General features: G+C 69.6%; 12 protein-coding genes and 1 riboswitch. Of the genes, 6 read left to right on the plus strand and 6 right to left on the minus strand.

The features are described 5' to 3' along the window. Window positions 1-72: 72 nt before the first annotated feature. Window positions 73-810, plus strand: coding sequence for a D-Ala-D-Ala carboxypeptidase family metallohydrolase (locus tag ACIBAE_RS00880; protein WP_399281593.1), 738 nt, complete (start codon window positions 73-75; stop codon window positions 808-810). 252 nt (window positions 811-1,062) lie between these two features. Here the strand turns inward: ACIBAE_RS00880 and ACIBAE_RS00885 are convergent, their stop codons facing one another. Continuing rightward, a complete protein-coding gene (locus ACIBAE_RS00885; RefSeq protein WP_399281594.1) occupies window positions 1,063-2,091 on the minus strand; it encodes a ribonucleotide-diphosphate reductase subunit beta in 1,029 nt (342 codons plus the stop codon). Then, on the minus strand, window positions 2,091-4,502 hold the full coding sequence (locus ACIBAE_RS00890; protein ID WP_399281595.1) for a ribonucleoside-diphosphate reductase subunit alpha: 2,412 nt from the start codon (window positions 4,500-4,502) through the stop codon (window positions 2,091-2,093). The genes ACIBAE_RS00885 and ACIBAE_RS00890 overlap by 1 nt, the downstream gene beginning before the upstream one ends. Window positions 4,503-4,645: 143 nt before the next feature. Continuing rightward, a riboswitch (cobalamin riboswitch) is annotated at window positions 4,646-4,778 on the minus strand. Between the two features lie 130 nt (window positions 4,779-4,908). Between ACIBAE_RS00890 and ACIBAE_RS00895 the strand changes: the two genes are divergently transcribed. Further along, window positions 4,909-5,472, plus strand: a complete 564-nt coding sequence (locus ACIBAE_RS00895) for a Uma2 family endonuclease (protein WP_399281978.1) — start codon at window positions 4,909-4,911, stop codon at window positions 5,470-5,472. Between the two features lie 56 nt (window positions 5,473-5,528). Here ACIBAE_RS00895 and mctP read toward each other — a convergent pair whose 3' ends face one another. The 3 genes from mctP to ACIBAE_RS00910 all read right to left on the minus strand — a co-directional run bounded on the left by mctP (window position 5,529) and on the right by ACIBAE_RS00910 (window position 8,484). Further along, window positions 5,529-7,160 carry a monocarboxylate uptake permease MctP gene (mctP, locus tag ACIBAE_RS00900; protein ID WP_399281596.1) on the minus strand — a complete coding sequence of 544 codons (1,632 nt, stop codon included), beginning with the start codon at window positions 7,158-7,160 and terminating at the stop codon, window positions 5,529-5,531. Next, window positions 7,157-7,429, minus strand: a complete 273-nt coding sequence (locus tag ACIBAE_RS00905) for a DUF3311 domain-containing protein (protein ID WP_399281597.1) — start codon at window positions 7,427-7,429, stop codon at window positions 7,157-7,159. The genes mctP and ACIBAE_RS00905 overlap by 4 nt, the downstream gene beginning before the upstream one ends. Before the next feature lie 290 nt (window positions 7,430-7,719). After that, entirely contained in the window at window positions 7,720-8,484 is a 765-nt protein-coding gene (locus tag ACIBAE_RS00910; RefSeq protein ID WP_399281598.1) for a GntR family transcriptional regulator, read from the minus strand. A gap of 281 nt (window positions 8,485-8,765) precedes the next feature. Here ACIBAE_RS00910 and ACIBAE_RS00915 point away from each other — a divergent pair, with 281 nt between their 5' ends. From ACIBAE_RS00915 to ACIBAE_RS00930, 4 genes are all read left to right on the plus strand, one after another. After that, complete coding sequence (locus ACIBAE_RS00915) at window positions 8,766-10,049, plus strand: extracellular solute-binding protein (protein WP_399281599.1); 1,284 nt, start codon at window positions 8,766-8,768, stop codon at window positions 10,047-10,049. Between the two features lie 77 nt (window positions 10,050-10,126). Next, window positions 10,127-11,122 (plus strand): carbohydrate ABC transporter permease, encoded by a 996-nt coding sequence (locus tag ACIBAE_RS00920; RefSeq protein WP_399281600.1) that lies wholly within the window; start codon window positions 10,127-10,129, stop codon window positions 11,120-11,122. Further along, window positions 11,119-11,997 (plus strand): carbohydrate ABC transporter permease, encoded by an 879-nt coding sequence (locus tag ACIBAE_RS00925; RefSeq protein WP_399281601.1) that lies wholly within the window; start codon window positions 11,119-11,121, stop codon window positions 11,995-11,997. The genes ACIBAE_RS00920 and ACIBAE_RS00925 overlap by 4 nt, the downstream gene beginning before the upstream one ends. 8 nt (window positions 11,998-12,005) lie before the next feature. Then, on the plus strand, window positions 12,006-13,553 hold the full coding sequence (locus ACIBAE_RS00930) for a glycoside hydrolase family 3 protein (protein WP_399281602.1): 1,548 nt from the start codon (window positions 12,006-12,008) through the stop codon (window positions 13,551-13,553). 81 nt (window positions 13,554-13,634) lie between these two features. Here the strand turns inward: ACIBAE_RS00930 and nagB are convergent, their stop codons facing one another. Beyond that, window positions 13,635-14,417, minus strand: a complete 783-nt coding sequence (nagB, locus tag ACIBAE_RS00935) for a glucosamine-6-phosphate deaminase (RefSeq protein ID WP_399281603.1) — start codon at window positions 14,415-14,417, stop codon at window positions 13,635-13,637. Window positions 14,418-14,857: the final 440 nt, after the last annotated feature.

Below are 14,857 nucleotides of genomic sequence, written 5' to 3' on the forward strand. Positions count from 1 at the left end.
GCGTCGACCGGTAGGCCAGTCTCGGCCTCGGCGCCGCCCTGTCCACCTGTGAGTCCCTGTGAGGGAGATCCGATGCTCAGACGTCCGCTCCGCCTGCTGCTCAGCTTTGTCATGGCCATGTCTTTTGCTTGGGCCGGTACGCTCGCCACGGCGGGCACCGCGCACGCCGACGGCTGCTACACCTGGTCGCGCACACTCTCCCAGGGCGCCTCGGGCGCCGATGTCACCCAGCTCCAGATCCGGGTCGCCGGGTACCCCGGCAGCGGCGCCGTGCTCGCCATCGACGGCGCCTACGGACCAGGGACGGCCGCCGCCGTCAAGCGCTTCCAGTCCGCGTACGGGCTGGCCGCCGACGGCGTCGCGGGCCCCGGGACCTTCAGCAAGCTCTACGCGCTCCAGGACGACGACTGCACACCGGTCCACTTCAGCTACGCCGAGCTGAACGACTGCAACACCACCTGGGCGGGCGGAGCGGTCGACGCCACCACCGCCAAGTCCAACGCCCTGCGCACGATGTGGAAGCTGGAAGCGCTCCGGCACGCGCTGGGCGACAAGCCGATCACCGTGACGAGCGGCTTCCGCTCCCAGGCATGCAACAGTTCGGTCGGCGGAGCGGCGAGCAGCCGTCATCTGTACGGTGACGCCGCCGACCTCGCCGCCGGAGCGAACTCCCTGTGCGCCCTGGACCTGGAGGCCCGCAACCACGGCTTCAACGGCATCCTCGGCCCCGGCTACCCGGACCACGGCGACCACGCTCACGTCGACCACCGGCCGAGCCGCTTCTGGTCGGCGCCCAACTGCGGTATCTGACCGCGCCTCTCCGTACGGACGAGCGCGCTCCGCCCGGCCGGTGCGGCCGGCACCGTGTGGAGCGCGTCACCGGCGTGCCCGCCGGCCGTGCCGGTGGCCAGGGCCGTAACTCCCAGGCCCGTGGCCGGAGTCGGGACCGCCGCACCACATGCCACCAGGCGCGTACGCGCGAGAACGCCCATGCCGGGCACCCTCAGCCGCCGTACGCGCCTGGTGTCGTCCTCGTGGACGCCCTCCCGGACGTCGTCCTTCTCAGAAGTCGTCGTCGAAGCCGACCGTGCCCTCGACCGCGACCTGGTAGGCCGACGGACGGCGCTCGAAGAAGTTCGTCAGCTCCTGGACACCCTGCAGCTCCATGAAGGAGAACGGGTTCTCCGAGCCGTACACCGGGGCGAAACCGAGGCGCTGGAGGCGCTGGTCGGCGACGCACTGGAGGTACTCGCGCATCGACTCGGTGTTCATGCCCGGCAGGCCGTCGCCGCACAGGTCGCGGCCGAACTGGAGCTCCGCCTCGACGGCCTCCTTCAGCATGTCCGTGACCTGCTGCTGGAGGGCGTCGTCGAACAGCTCCGGCTCCTCCTTGCGGACCGTGTCCACGACCTCGAACGCGAAGTTCATGTGCATGGTCTCGTCCCGGAACACCCAGTTTGTGCCGGTGGCGAGACCGTGCAGCAGACCGCGCGAGCGGAACCAGTACACGTACGCGAAGGCGCCGTAGAAGAACAGCCCCTCGATGCAGGCCGCGAAGCAGATCAGGTTGAGCAGGAAGCGCCGGCGGTCCGCCTGCGTCTCCAGCCGGTCGATCTTCTCGACCGAGTCGATCCACTTGAAGCAGAACTGCGCCTTCTCGCGGATCGACGGGATCTCCTCCACCGCGTCGAAGGCCGCCGCGCGGTCCGCCGGGTCGGGCAGATACGTGTCCAGCAGGGTCAGATAGAACTGGACGTGCACGGCCTCCTCGAAGAGCTGGCGGGAGAGGTACAGCCGCGCCTCGGGGGAGTTGATGTGCTTGTAGAGCGTCAGCACCAGGTTGTTCGACACGATCGAGTCGCCCGTCGCGAAGAACGCGACCAGCCGGCCGATCATGTGCTGCTCGGCGGGGCTGAGCTTGGCGAGGTCGGCGACGTCGGAGTGGAGGTCGACCTCCTCCACCGTCCAGGTGTTCTTGATCGCGTCCCGGTAGCGGTCGTAGAAGTCCGGGTAGCGCATCGGCCGCAGCGTCAGTTCGAAGCCGGGGTCCAGCAGGTTCTTCGTCTTCTCGGTGGAGATCTCGGTGGACATCACTGACAGGCCTCGCAGGACTCGGGGTTTTCCAGGGAGCAGGCGATCGCGTCCGCGTCGGGAGCCGTGGGACCGGCCTGCTGGAGGGGGATGGCCGCCGCCGGGGAGGCGGTGGCCGCCGCCGCACCACCGCCCGCCGCGCGGGCGATGCGGGTCGCCGGGCGCGAGCGCAGGTAGTACGTCGTCTTGAGCCCCTTCTTCCAGGCGTACGCGTACATCGAGCTGAGCTTCCCGATGGTCGGCGTCTCCAGGAACAGGTTCAGCGACTGGCTCTGGTCGAGGAACGGCGTACGGGCCGCCGCCATGTCGATCAGACCGCGCTGCGGGATCTCCCACGCCGTGCGGTACAGATCGCGGATCTCCGCCGGTACCCAGGTGAAGCCCGCCACCGAGCCGTTGGACTCGCGCAGCGCCTCACGCGTCTGCGCGTCCCAGACACCGAGGTCCTTGAGGTCCCGCACCAGATACGAGTTGACCTGGAGGAACTCACCCGACAGCGTCTCGCGCTTGAAGAGGTTGGAGACCTGCGGCTCGATGCACTCGTACACACCCGCGATGGAGGCGATGGTCGCCGTCGGGGCGATCGCCAGCAGCAGCGAGTTGCGCATGCCGGTCGTGGCGATCCGGGCGCGCAGCGCGGCCCAGCGCTCCGGCCAGGTCAGCTCGACGTCGTAGTGGTCGGGGTGCAGCACACCGCGCGCCGCGCGCGTCTGCGACCACGCGGGGAGCGGGCCACTCCGCTCGGCGAGGTCGCAGGACGCCTCGTACGCGGCGAGCATGATGCGCTCGGCGATCTTCGTGGAGAGCGCGGAGGCCTCGGCGGAGTCGAAGGCGAGGCGCTTCTTGAAGAAGACGTCCTGGAGACCCATCGCGCCCAGGCCCACCGGACGCCACTTGGCGTTGGAGCGGCCGGCCTGGTCGGTCGGGTAGAAGTTGATGTCCACGACCCGGTCGAGGAAGGTCACGGCGGTACGGACGGTCTCGTCGAGCCGTTCCCAGTCGATCTCGCCGGAAGCCAGCACGAACGAGCCCAGGTTGATCGAGCCGAGGTTGCAGACGGCGGTCTCCCCGTCGTCCGTCACCTCCAGGATCTCCGTGCAGAGGTTGGAGGAGTGCACGACCTTGCCGGGCTCGGCCGTCTGGTTGGCCGTGCGGTTCGACGCGTCCTTGAAGGTCATCCAGCCGTTGCCGGTCTGGGCGAGCGTACGCATCATCCGGCCGTACAGCTCACGGGCCGGGATGGTCTTGCGGGCCAGGCCCGCCGCCTCCGCCTCCCGGTAGGCCGCGTCGAAGTCGTCGCCCCACAGGTCGACCAGCTGCGGCACGTCGGCGGGCGAGAACAGCGACCAGTCGCCGTCCGTCTCGACCCGGCGCATGAACTCGTCCGGGATCCAGTGCGCGAGGTTCAGGTTGTGCGTACGCCGGGCGTCCTCACCGGTGTTGTCGCGCAGCTCCAGGAACTCCTCGATGTCGGAGTGCCAGGTCTCCAGGTAGACGGCGGCGGCGCCCTTGCGCCGGCCGCCCTGGTTCACGGCGGCGACCGAGGCGTCCAGGGTCTTCAGGAACGGGACGATGCCGTTGGAGTGACCGTTGGTGCCACGGATCAGCGAACCGCGCGAGCGGACCCGGGAGTACGAGAGGCCGATGCCGCCCGCGTGCTTCGACAGCCGGGCCACCTGGTGGTAGCGGTCGTAGATCGAGTCCAGCTCGTCCAGCGGGGAGTCCAGCAGGTAGCAGGACGACATCTGCGGGTGGCGCGTACCGGAGTTGAAGAGGGTCGGCGAGGACGGCAGGTAGTCCAGGCGGCTCATCAGCCCGTACAGCGCGGCGACCTCGTCCAGCGCGCGGACGCTGTCGTCCTCGGCGAGGCCGGAGGCGACGCGGAGCATGAAGTGCTGCGGCGTCTCGATGACCTGGCGGGTGATCGGGTGCCGGAGCAGGTAGCGGCTGAAGAGCGTCCGCAGCCCGAAGTAACCGAAGCGGTCGTCGGCGGCCGGATCGATCATCTCGTCGAGGCGGGACGCGTGCAGCGTCACGAAGTCGGCCGTCCGGTCGGCGATCAGGCCCTCGCGGTGGCCGACGGCGACCGACGCGGAGAACGACACCGCGCCCTGTCCGGCCGCTTCCTCGGCGATGGTGCGGGTGAGCAGCCGGGCGGCCAGCCGGGAGTAGGCCGGGTCCTCGGAGATCAGTCCTGCGGCTGCCTCGGTGGCGAGCTCACGCAACTCGGCCTCGTCCGACCGGGCGTTGCGGCCGCGCAGCGCGGCGGCCGCGACCTTGCCGGGGTCGGTGTCGGGCAGATCGGCGGTCAGGTCCGTCAGGACCCGCAGCAGCGCGGTCCCCGGTTCGTCGGTCACCTGTGCGGCGGCCTCGGACGTGCCTGAAACCGGATCGGCTGGCGCGATGGTCACGTGGTGCTCTCCCTCGCTCGGCTCTGGGCCGTCGGGAGGGGAGCGGGGGCGCGCACAGCCGTACGACCCGTATACGGGCAGCACGAGGTGTGGCGTCCACCGGCCCAGCCTCGAGGCCCGGACGTCTTGGCACCCGGATCGGTCGAGCCGGATGCGCTGCCGGCAGGTGTTCGGACTCGTGGGTACGACGAAGCACACCACATCACACCGTTGCGGGACAGTTCCGGATTCGCACCGGATTCCCCTGCGTCGACAGCGAGCACGAGCATACATGTGGGGGCCTGTTCATGAACGTGCCCCCACATGTTGTGTCGTGCGGCACTTCTCCCCTGCTGTCGGCCCCCTCCGCTATCGTCGGAAGGACCAAGGAGGTGCCCCGATGACGGCCATCGATTACGCGACGTAGATCCTCCCGGAGGAGTTCGACGAGGCCACCCGGATACTGGCCCGCACCATCGAGGGCATCCGGCTGGAACTCATCGACGGGAAGATCAGGAGCAGGGTTGTGCCGGACGGGGATCACGGGCGCATCATCGAGTGGCTGACACGCATCTGCATGCAGTCGCGCCCGGAGCTGTGGCTCTATCCCGACCAGGGGCTCAAGGTGCAGGCCTACCGTAAGGGCCGGGCCCGGCCGGACGGCTCCCTGGCGCTCAGCGGCGCTTTCGTCGGCCAGGGCGAGTGGGGCGACGCCGCCCCGGTTCTGATGGCGGTCGAGGTCACCTCGTACGACTCCGACTCCGACTCCGATGAGCGGGACCGGGTGGAGAAGCCGCGCGCGTACGCGCAGACCAAGATCCCGGTCTATCTGCTGATCGACCGGGACAGCTGCGAGGTGACGGTCTACAGCGAGCCTGACGGGGTGCGGTACGAGAGCGCGCGCACCGTGCCGTTCGGCAAGGGGATCACGCTGCCCGATCCGGTGGGGATCACGCTGGAGACCGAGGCGCTCAAGGAATGGGTGCGCTGAGCGGCGGACGGGCCGCCGGGTGAGCCGGCGGCCCGTCCCTCTCCTGAGCGGCCGCGTCAGTGCACCGGGTCCGCCGCCGTGGCGGGTGGCAGTTCGGCCACCACGCCCGGGTCACCGGCGTCGGCCGTGTAGTCGGAAGGGCTCGTCTCGTCGATGCCGTCCGGCGCCTTCGCCGCGCGCAGCACGAACGTCAGCACGAGCGTCACCACCACGTTGAGCACGAACGCGGTGAGTCCGATGTAGCCGATCTCCCCGAGCCCGGGGATCTCGTTCGACGATCCGCCGAAGTGCTTCTGCGTCGGGCTGGCGACGCCGTACGCGGCGGCCGTGCCGTACGCCATACCGGCGGCCCAGCCGGCGAGCAGCGCCCAGCGGTGGAACCAGCGGGTGAACAGGCCGCCGACCAGCGCCGGCATCGTCTGGAGGATCCAGATGCCGCCCAGCAGCTGGAAGTTGATCGCGACCGTCTTGTCCATGGACAGCACGAAGGCCAGCGCGCCCACCTTCACCAGCAGCGAGACCAGCTTGGAGACCTTGGTTTCCTGCGCCGGGGTCGCGTCGGGCTTGAGGAAGTCCTTGTAGATGTTGCGCGTGAAGAGATTGGCCGCCGCGATCGACATGATGGCGGCCGGCACGAGCGCGCCGATGCCGATGGCCGCGAAGGCCACGCCCGCGAACCAGTCGGGGAACATGTTCTCGAAGAGCTGCGGGATCGCCAGCTGCGTGTTGTCGACCTTGATGCCGGCGGCGATCGCCATGAAGCCGAGCAGCGCCAGCAGACCCAGCATCAGTGAGTACAGCGGCAGGATCGTGGTGTTGCGCCGGATCACCTCGCGGCTGCGGCTGGAGAGCGTCGCCGTGATGGAGTGCGGATACATGAAGAGCGCGAGCGCGGAGCCGAGCGCCAGCGTGGCGTACCCCCACTGCCCGGCGGCGCCCGGCGCGAGCGCGCCGCGCGGCTGGCCGGTCTTCGGATTGGGCTGTGCGAACGCCTCACCCGCCTTGGCGAAGATGTCGTCGAAGCCGCCCAGCTTGATCGGGATGTAGATGATCGCGACCAGTATCACGACATAGATCAGGCCGTCCTTGACGAAGGCGATCAGCGCGGGCGCCCGCAGGCCGGAGGAGTAGGTGTACGCGGCCAGCACGGCGAACGCGATCAGCAGCGGCAGGTCCCTGACGAACCAGTGGGTGTTCTCGCCGCCGCCGATGCCCATCACGTCCAGCACCGCCTGGATGCCGACGAGCTGGAGCGCGATGTAGGGCATCGTGGCGAGGATGCCGGTGAGGGCGACCGCCAGCGAGAGCCCCTTCGAGCCGAAGCGGCCCCGGACGAAGTCCGAGGTGGTGACGTACCCGTGCTTGTGCGACACCGACCAGAGCCGGGGCAGGAAGGTGAAGATGAGCGGGTAGACGAGGATGGTGTACGGCACGGCGAAGAAGCCGGCCGCGCCCGCCGCGTAGATGGCGGCGGGGACGGCGACAAAGGTGTACGCCGTGTAGAGGTCGCCACCGAGCAGGAACCAGGTGACCCAGGTGCCGAACGACCGTCCGCCCAGGCCCCATTCGTCGAGGCTCTGCTCGTTCTCCGCCCTGCGCCAGCGCGCGGCCAGGAAGCCCATGGCCGTGACGGCCAGGAAGAAGAAGATGAAGACGGCGAGTGCCACGCCGTTCACGCCGTCCTTCATCGCGCCGCACCCGCCTTTCCGGCGCTCCGGGCGAGCCGTCCGCGCTGGTCCCGCTGCCACAGCTGATACGCGATCAGGGTGAGCGCGGTCGAGATCACGACCCAGAGCATCTGGTACCAGTAGAAGAACGGGATGCCGATGAAGTCCGGCTCGACCTTGGCGTAGGAACTCACCCAGAGCAGCGCCACGAAGGGCGCGAAGAGGCAGAGGGCGATGACCACCCGCAGCGGGGTGACCGTGGGCGGTTTCTCTTCAGGAACTTCTGACACGGTGGCTCCGTTCCCCTGGTTGATCGCCTGGCGTAATGCGCAGGAAATCTAGGGGGAGGGGCGGGGTCGCCGTAACCCCCCGTCCGTATTCCGGTACGCGAACGGAGCGGCGAACCGGTCCCCCGGGCACGGTTGCTGACCGTTCGTCCGCGCCGGGGCCGTACGGGGTCCGTACTGGGCCTGTACCGGGCCGTGCCGGGGGCGTACGGGGTCGTGCCGGGGGCGGTACCGCAGGCCGGTCCGGGTCGCCGGCTGCGACTGGGCCGAACGGGTGACTCGGCCGAGGGCGCTCAGCCGATCGGGCGGCTCAGCCGTGCCACGAACTTGTAGCGGTCGCCCCGGTAGACCGAGCGCACCCATTCCACCGGCTCGCCGGCCGCGTCGACGGAGTGCCGGGACAGCATCAGCATCGGCAGGCCGACGTCCGTACCGAGCAGCCCGGCCTCGCGCGGTGTGGCCAGCGAGGTCTCGATGGTCTCCTCGGCCTCCGCCAGCCGTACGTCGTACACCTCGGCCAACGCCGTGTAGAGGGAGGTGTACTTGACGAGCGACCGGCGCAGCGCGGGGAAACGCTTCGCCGAGAGGTGCGTGGTCTCGATGGCCATCGGCTCACCACTGGCCAGCCGCAGCCGCTCGATCCGCAGCACCCGTCCGCCGGCCGAGATGTCGAGCAGTCCGGCCAGGGTGTCGTCGGCCGTGACGTAGCCGATCTCCAGCAACTGCGAGGTGGGCTCCAGGCCTTGGGCCCGCATGTCCTCGGTGTACGAGGTGAGCTGGAGGGCCTGGGAGACCTTGGGCTTGGCGACGAAGGTGCCCTTGCCCTGGATGCGTTCCAGCCGGCCCTCGACGACGAGCTCCTGGAGCGCCTGCCGTACGGTGGTGCGCGAGGTGTCGAACTCGGCGGCGAGTGTCCGCTCCGGAGGTACCGGCGTACCGGGTGGCAGCGTCTCCGTCATGTCGAGCAAGTGCCGCTTCAGCCGGTAGTACTTGGGCACGCGCGCCGTGCGGATCGCGGCCCCGCCCTCGGTCTCGGTGCCGCCCCCGTCCGTGGCCATAACCTGCCTTCCCGACTTCTGCGCTGCTGCCGTCACCGGCTCCTCCGTCTGTCGCGGCTCACATGGTGGCACGGGCCGGTCATGGGTCGCCGCCCTCCCTCAGGTGTCGGTCCGATAACGGACACGACTGCCCTTCTTATACACCCTTGACACCTATAAAGGTCTAGGCCAAGCTCCCCGTACTGGTCTAAACCATTAAAGACCAGGTCCCAGCCCCGGCAGTACTCGGCGTAAGTCTTCGCGGTGGGCGGGGGGTTGCAGTAATCCCTGAGGAGGGTGGCGTGAAGCGCAAGCTCATCGCGGCGGTCGGCGTCGCGGGCATGTTGGTCAGCATCGCGGCGTGTGGCTCGGAGGACAAGAAGGGCGGGGCGGCCCAGGCCGAGTCCGTCAAGGAGCTCACCGTCTGGCTGACGGTCGACGCCCAGAACAACTGGCCGGAGCTGGTGAAGGCCGCCGACGACGCGGTCGCCAAGAAGCACCCGGGCATCGAGATCAAGCACGAGTACTACGGCTGGCCCGACAAGAACGCCAAGCTCGACGCGGTTCTCGCCACCGACAAGGCCCCGGACGTTGTCGAGATGGGCAACACCGAGATGCTCGGCTACACCGTGAAGGGTGCCTTCGCCGAGATAGACCCGTCCAAGTTCGACAACTCCGACGCCTGGCTCGACGGCCTCAAGGCATCGGTGACGTACGGCGGCAAGGCCTACGGCGTGCCGTACTACGCGGGCGGCCGCGTCGCCAACTGGCGCAAGGACGTCGCCAAGGACGCCGGCATCACGGCCGTCCCGAAGACGTACGCCGAGCTGACCGCCGACCTGGACAAGATCCAGGCCAAGAAGGGCGACAAGTTCAGCGCCTGGTACCAGCCCTCCCGTGACTGGTACGCGGCCATGTCCTTCGTGTACGACGCCGGCGGCTCCATCGCCAAGGAGGACGGCGGCACGTTCAAGTCCAACCTGTCCTCGCCGGAGTCCCTCAAGGGGCTGGGCGAGTACAAGGACGTCCTCGACAAGTGGATGAAGGGCGACAAGACCAAGGACGAGTCCGACCGTTACACCGTCTACGGCCTGGGCAACGCCGGCATGATCTTCGGCGCGGCCTGGGAAGGGTCGGCCACCGAGGACCCGAAGGTCGACAAGACCGGCAAGCTCAAGGGCAACCTCGAGAACTTCGTGATGCCCGGCCCGTCCGGCAACAACATGCCCGTCTTCCTGGGCGGTTCGGACCTCGCGGTCCCGGTCAAGTCCAAGGCGCAGGCCACCGCCGCCGAGTGGATCAACGCCTTCACCGGCGCCCAGGGCCAGAAGGGTCTGATCGGCAAGGGCAACCTGCCGAACAACAAGACCGACCTGGCCGGCCTGAAGGCCGACCCGGCGACCGCCGTTCCGGCCACGGCCGCCGAGTCCAGCTGGTTCGTCCCGATGGCCCCGGGCTGGGGTCAGGTCGAGAAGGCCCAGGTCCTCCAGACGATGCTGCAGTCCATCGCGACCGGCAAGAAGTCGGTGGCGGACGCCGCGAAGGAAGCGGACGCCGCGATCGACCAGGTCATCAACACCAAGTGACCTGATGGCAGGGCCCCGTCGAGCCGACGGGGCCCTGCCTGGCCCGCACCAGGAGAGGGACCGCTGAGGAGCGCGCGATGAGTGCCGTAGAGACAACGACCGCCAAGGTGCCGCCGGCGCGGCGCGATCCACAATCGGGCGGGGCACCGGGAAGCCCGGACCGGCCCGGCAAGAAGCCTGGCGCGGGCGGGGGTTCGGTGCCCTGGCTGCTGCTCGCCCCCTGTCTGGCCGTCCTCGCCCTGGTGCTCGGCTATCCGCTGGTGCGGCTGGTCACCCTGTCCTTCCAGAAGTTCGGACAGCCCCAGCTGTGGGGCTTCCAGGCCCCGGAATCCGCGGGCTTCGACAACTTCACCAACGTCCTCGGGGACAGCGCCTTCTGGGCTGTCGTCGTCCGCACGGTCGTCTTCGCGGCCGGCGCGGTCATCCTCACCATGGTGCTCGGGATGCTCATCGCGCTGCTCCAGCAGCGCGTCTCCGGCTGGGTGAAGACCCTGATCAACATCGCTCTGGTGGGGAGCTGGGGCATGCCCGTCGTCGTCGCCATCACCATCTTCAAGTGGATGTTCGACTCGGACTACGGTGTCCTCAACTGGGTCCTGAGCAGGATCCCCGGGGTCGACCTGATCGGCCACAACTGGTTCGCGAGCGGCACACAGGGACTCGCCGTGATCATGCTGCTGGTGGTGTGGGGCGCCGTCCCGTTCGTCGCCATCACCCTCACCGCCGGCCTCACCCAGGTCCCGAAGGAGCTCGAAGAGGCGGCCCGCCTCGACGGCGCCGGAGCCTGGGGTGTCTTCCGCCATGTCACCCTGCCCATCCTCAAGCCCATCATCGTGATGCTCGCGACGCTCTCGGTGATCTGGGACATGGGTGTCTTCCCGCAGGTGTTCGTCATGCGCAACGGCCACCCCGAAGCCGAGTTCCAGCTGCTCACCACCTACTCGTACGACAAGGCCTTCGTGGTCAACGACTACTCCCAGGGCGCGGCGATCGCACTGATCACGGTGCTTCTCCTGCTGGGCGTGATCGCGGTCTACATGCGGCAGATGCTCAAGATCGGAGAGGTGGAGTGACCACGACGACCGCGGCTCCCGCCGCCACCGCGACCCGCCCCCAGCGGAGCGGGAAGGCCAGGAAGAGCAAGCTCGGCTGGAACCTGATCGGCCTGCTGGTCTTCGTGACCATCGGCTTCCCCGTCTACTGGATGCTCAACACGGCGTTCAAACCGGCCGGGGACGCGATCGACTCCGACCCGCACTTCTTCCCCCGCACGTTCACCCTGGAGAACTTCCGCCGGGCGCTGGACATCGCCGACTTCTGGGGACCGGTCGGCCGTTCGCTGCTCGTCTCGCTCGTCGTGGTCGTCATCGGGATCGCCGTCGGCCTGCTCGCCGCCCTCGCCATCTCGCGGTTCGCCTTCCGCGGCCGCAAGATCGTGATCGTCGGCATCCTCGCCGTGCAGATGGTTCCGCTGGTCGCGATGATCATCCCGGTCTTCCTGCTGCTGAACGACCTCGGTCAGTACGACAAGCTCTCCGGCCTGGTCATCACCTATCTGACCTTCATCCTGCCCTTCACGGTGTGGACGCTGCGCGGCTTCATCGTCAACATCCCGAAGGAGCTGGAGGAAGCGGCGATGGTCGACGGCTGCAGCCGCACCAGCGCCTTCGTCCGCGTGGTCTTCCCGCTGCTCGCCCCGGGCATGGTCGCCACGTCGGTGTACGGCTTCATCCAGGCGTGGAACGAGTACCTGTACGCGCTGATGCTGATGAGCCAGCAGAACCAGACCGCGACGGTCTGGCTCTCCAACTTCTCCACCAAGCACGGAACCGAGTTCGCCCCGATGATGGCCGGCTCCACCATGATGGCCCTGCCCATCGTGATTCTGTTCCTCCTCGTCCAGCGCAAGATGGCCGCGGGTCTCACGGCCGGCGCGGTGAAGGGTTAAGGCCTCCGATGACCACACTCGTGAGCGGTACGGACACCCTCACCCGGGACGCCCTCGCCGTCCTCCAGCCCGGCTTCCTCGGCACCACGGCGCCGGACTGGCTGCTGCGGCGCATCGGCGAGGGCCTCTCCTCCGTCGGCCTGTTCGGCCGCAACATCGCCTCATCTGAGCAGCTCGCCGCGCTCACCGCGCAGCTGCGGGCCGAGCGGGACGACATCCTCGTCGCGATCGACGAGGAGGGCGGCGACGTCACCCGGCTGGAGGTCCGCGACGGTTCCTCCTTCCCGGGCAACTACGCCCTCGGCGCGGTCGACGACCTGGACCTGACCCGGGCCGTGGCCCGGGAGCTGGGACGGCGGCTCGCGGAATGCGGGGTCAACCTCAACTGGGCCCCCTCCGCCGACGTCAACTCCAACCGGAACAATCCGGTCATCGGGGTGCGGTCCTTCGGCGCCGACCCCCAATTGGTCGCCCGGCACACCGCCGCGTACGTCGAAGGACTCCAGAGCGCCGGCGTCGCCGCCTGCACCAAGCACTTCCCCGGCCATGGCGACACCGCGGTGGACTCGCACCACGCGCTGCCGCGCATCGACGTGGACCTGGACACGGTCCACGCCCGTGAGCTGCTGCCCTTCCGGGCCGCGATCGCGGCGGGTTCCAAGTCGGTGATGAGCGCGCACATCCTGCTCCCCGCACTCGACCCGAACCGCCCGGCGACGCTGAGCCCGCAGATCCTCACCGGTCTGCTCCGGGACGAACTGGGCTACGACGGTCTCATCGTCACCGACGGCATGGAGATGCAGGCCATCGCCTCGACGTACGGGATCGAGCGCGGCTCCGTCCTCGCCGTCGCGGCGGGCGCCGACGCCATCTGCGTCGGCGGCGGCCTGGCGGACGAGGAGACCGTACTGCGGCTGCGCGACGCGCTGGTGTCGGCGGTGCGCAGCGGCGAACTCCCCGAGGAACGACTGGCCGACGCGGCCGCGCGGGTGCGCGCCCTCGCCGACTGGACGCTCCGGGTCAGGGGGGCCCGGGAGCCGGGCGCGGACGCGCGGGAGGGGACCGCGCCCGGCACCCCGATCGGGCTCGTCGCGGCCCGCCGCGCGCTGCGCGTCACGGGAACGGCCGAGCCGCTCACGGAAGCCCCCTACGTCGCCGCTTTCACCCCGGTGGCGAATATCGCCGTCGGGGACGAGACCCCGTGGGGCGTCGCGGTGGAGCTGGAGCGCCTGCTGCCCGGCACGGAGACCGGCTCGTACAGCGGTACCCCGGTCGCGGGTGCGGACCCGGCCGTGCTGGTCGAGCGGGTGCTCGAAGCGGCCGGGGGCCGTCCGGTCGTCGCCGTCGTGCGCGATCTCCACCGGCACGCCTGGATGTCCGATGCCCTGGACGGCCTGCTCGCGGCCCGGCCGGAGACGGTTGTGGTGGAGATGGGCGTGAACGACGCGGAGCCGAGGGGAGCCCTGCACATCGCGACGCACGGCGCCGCCCGGGTGTGCGGACAGGCGGCGGCGGAGACCATCACCGGCCGCGGAGTCCGGCCCCGGGCGGTCTGACCGCTGACCCTGGATACGACGGTGCCGGGCAGCCTCCCATGTGGGGGGCTGCCCGGCACCGTCGTTGTCCGCCCCGCGCGCTTACAGTCCCTGCCACCGCGGCTTGGAGGCGAAGGTGGCGCGGTAGTAGTCGGCGAGCTTCAGCTTGGAGGCCGCCGCCTCGTCCACGACGACGGTGGCGTGCGGATGCAGCTGGAGCGCGGAGGCGGGCACCAGTGCGGCGACCGGTCCCTCGACGGACTGCGCGACGGCCTCGGCCTTGCCCTCCCCGGTGGCGAGCAGCACCAGGTGGCGGGCCTCCAGGATGGTCCCGATGCCCTGGGTGATGACGTGGTGCGGCACGTCGTCCAGGCTGTCGAAGAAGCGCGCGTTGTCCTCACGCGTCTGCTGTGTCAGCGTCTTGATCCGGGTGCGCGAGGCGAGCGAGGAGACCGGCTCGTTGAAGCCGATGTGCCCGTCCGTGCCGATGCCGAGCAGCTGGAGATCCACCCCGCCGGCCTCGGTGAGCGCGCGGTCGTACGCCTCGCACGCGGCCTGGACGTCCTCGGCGGTCCCGTCGGGGCCGAGGAAGGAGCTCTCGCTCAGCCCCAGCGGCTCGACGACCTCGCGCAGCACCACCGAGCGGTACGACTCGGGGTGGCCGGACGGCAGCCCCACGTACTCGTCGAGCTGGGCGATCCGGGCGCCCGAGGCGTCCACGGCGCCGGAGCGGACCAGGGCTGTCAGTGCCTGGTAGATCGGCAGCGGGGTCGAGCCCGTGGCCACCCCGAGGAGGGCGTCGCGCTTGCGGCGCAGCAGGCCGGCGATGCTGTCCGCGATGAGCTCGCCGCCTGCCGTGGCGTCCTTGACGATGACAACTTCCACGATGGGCCCTGCCGATCTGATGATGAGTCTTTGTGGTATAGACCAATCTAGCAGAGCGGGCGTCACGATCCAGGGTGCTCCGGAGAGGCCGCCGGGGGCGAGGCGGAGGCGCCTGGGGGGCGGAAGAGGTGCCGGTGCGGCGGGGGGCGACTCGGGCCCGGGTCTCGGGCCTCGGGCTCCGCGCCGCGGATTGTGGACCTCGGCGGGAGAGTGGTCGGACGGTCCCGCCGTCGTGGCGGCCCGGCCGGGAGGGATGCGGCGGGCAGGGTGGCCACGGCGAGTGAGGTCACGATGTGAGAAGTCACGGAGTGAGAAGCCACGGTGCGGGACGGCCACGTGCGAGCGGGCCCACCCTCGGGCCGCGGCACCGCGACGGGACCCTCAGCCCGTCCGGCACCGCAGCCCGGAGTTGCTACGGCCGGCAGGTGTGCGGTCCCGCC

Origin of the sequence: Streptomyces sp. NPDC051569 (genome assembly GCF_044454085.1) — a bacterium.
Classification (GTDB): domain Bacteria; phylum Actinomycetota; class Actinomycetes; order Streptomycetales; family Streptomycetaceae; genus Streptomyces.

What these genes read in the sequence shown, in the direction of transcription:
- ACIBAE_RS00880 (WP_399281593.1), top strand. Translation starts at nt 73, where the DNA reads ATGCTCAGACGTCCGCTCCGCCTGCTGCTCAGCTTTGTCATGGCCATG.
- ACIBAE_RS00885 (WP_399281594.1), bottom strand. Translation starts at nt 2,091, where the DNA reads ATGTCCACCGAGATCTCCACCGAGAAGACGAAGAACCTGCTGGACCCC.
- mctP (WP_399281596.1), bottom strand. Translation starts at nt 7,160, where the DNA reads ATGAAGGACGGCGTGAACGGCGTGGCACTCGCCGTCTTCATCTTCTTC.
- ACIBAE_RS00910 (WP_399281598.1), bottom strand. Translation starts at nt 8,484, where the DNA reads ATGGCCACGGACGGGGGCGGCACCGAGACCGAGGGCGGGGCCGCGATC.
- ACIBAE_RS00920 (WP_399281600.1), top strand. Translation starts at nt 10,127, where the DNA reads ATGAGTGCCGTAGAGACAACGACCGCCAAGGTGCCGCCGGCGCGGCGC.
- ACIBAE_RS00930 (WP_399281602.1), top strand. Translation starts at nt 12,006, where the DNA reads ATGACCACACTCGTGAGCGGTACGGACACCCTCACCCGGGACGCCCTC.